At 60.5% G+C, this 1,811-nt stretch carries 1 protein-coding gene; it reads right to left on the minus strand.

Features of this window, described 5'->3' with window-relative positions; translation table 11 throughout:
• Positions 1-119 precede the first annotated feature (119 nt).
• On the minus strand, positions 120-1,529 hold the full coding sequence (locus AB0M92_RS39230; RefSeq protein WP_366107185.1) for an IS701 family transposase: 1,410 nt from the start codon (positions 1,527-1,529) through the stop codon (positions 120-122).
• Positions 1,530-1,811: the final 282 nt, after the last annotated feature.

Consider the following 1,811-nt stretch of genomic DNA (forward strand, 5'->3'; position numbering starts at 1 on the left):
GCCTTGAGTCTCCCAACATCCGTGTTGATACGTCGAACCTCCTCCTCGGTGCAAATGCCCAGCCGGGGAGGAGCACTTCAGCGATCTCCAAAGTTTTTACCTTGGGAACCGCCTTAGTCTTACTGTGTCATAAACGCAGTCGAACGTTTACCGTGGCGCAATACGGGCAATGCCCCAAGGCGCTTGCGAGTGCGACGCTCAACTGATGGCGCAGCGTCCTGATCGAGTTGGGCACGTGACGCTGAGCGCGCTGGGCTGCCCCGAGGGATGTAATCCGGGGAAATGGCAGGCACTTGCCGTTCGGCGAAGTTTTTTTTGCCACCGGCATCGTTGCCGACTTTCAATCGCTGCGCCATCAGGAAACCGTACGCGGCGATGCTCATGCTGGCGTGGTGGTGAAAGCCCCGCCAACCCCGCCCCTCATAGTGGCCCAGCCCCAGGTCCTGCTTGAGATCCTGGTAATCACGCTCGATGCGCCAGCGCATGTGCGCGGCGCGCACCAGATCGCTCAGATCCGTGGTCTCTGGCAGCGTGGACAGGTAGTACTTTTCGGGTTCGGCCTGGTCTGCGGGCCACTCAATGAGCAGCCACTGCTGGGGCAGAAGACGGGCCTTGCCGACATTGCCCCCAGCGCAGCGTACCCGCACCGCAGTGAAGCGGCCCGTCAGGCGCTCATTCGTACCTTCGCGCCAGCTGATGTTCTGGAATACGCAATCGGGCAATGACTGCGCCAATGCCTTGACACTCACCGGCTGCCTCTTGGCGGTGCGCCGTGGCATCACCGGTGGACGACCCATGCCGCTGTAGGGCTTGGGTGGAAGGGGCTCAACCCCCGGTGGCCAGACCACCACTGCAGAGGTGATCCCGACCACATATCGCAAACCCATTTCGGTCAACCCCTGACGAAACGCGTAGTCGATCCCGTAGCCTGCGTCGGCCAGTACACAGTGCCTGGGTGCTCCTTCAGAGAGCAGGCCCTGCAGCTGTTGCAGGGCAATTTGAGGCTTGGTCGCAAACTCGATGTCTTCAGGAATCCCGGCCTTGTGTCTGCGCTCGGCGTCTTCGGCCCAGATGCGGGGCAAGTACAGTTGCCAGGCTACCGGTAGGCTGCCTTGTTCACATGCCAGCGAAACGCTGACAGCCACTTGGCAGTTGTCCTGCTTGCCCAGCACCCCGCAGTACTGGCGTGTCACGCCTACCGAGTGCACGCCCTTCTTGGGAAAGCCCGTGTCGTCGACGATCCACCAGCCGCCAGCACTGAAGTCCATATGCGGCACCACCCACTGGGCCACACGATTGAGCAGTTGCTGATCGCTCCATTGGGCCTTGGCGACAAAGTGATGCAGGGCTTGGTGCCGGGCGCTGGCGCGCAAGGGGTTCACCCGGGCGGCCATGGGCTCAATACTCTTGCGCGACAGGGGCAGCATCAGGCCGGTGCAATACCCACTCAATCCTGCGTGACGGTCGGCATGGCCCAGTCCTTCGGCCAGATGAGCCATGTATCGATCAAACTCTTTGGATATGTCCATCGCACCCCATTCACAGGGAAAGGTGGGCATATCATGCCTTACTTTTTATGACACAGTAAGATTAAGGCAATGCTGAACAAGTAACGTCATATCCATCGCACAGCCATTTGAATGCCAAATGGCCCGCAAAGATACTGTGCTTTGCCCCACAGGGCCTGTTTCGGGAGCCTTTGAGCCCCCTTCGGACCCTTACGGGCGCACCTGTCCCTGCAGGCGCCCTCGGGCAAGGTAGATGTTGGCCAGCGCCAAGGCCGTGAACGCACGCGTGGCGTTCTTTTGCAG

The organism is Streptomyces sp. NPDC051582 (assembly GCF_040681715.1).
In the GTDB taxonomy this organism is placed as follows: Bacteria; Actinomycetota; Actinomycetes; order Streptomycetales; family Streptomycetaceae; genus Streptomyces.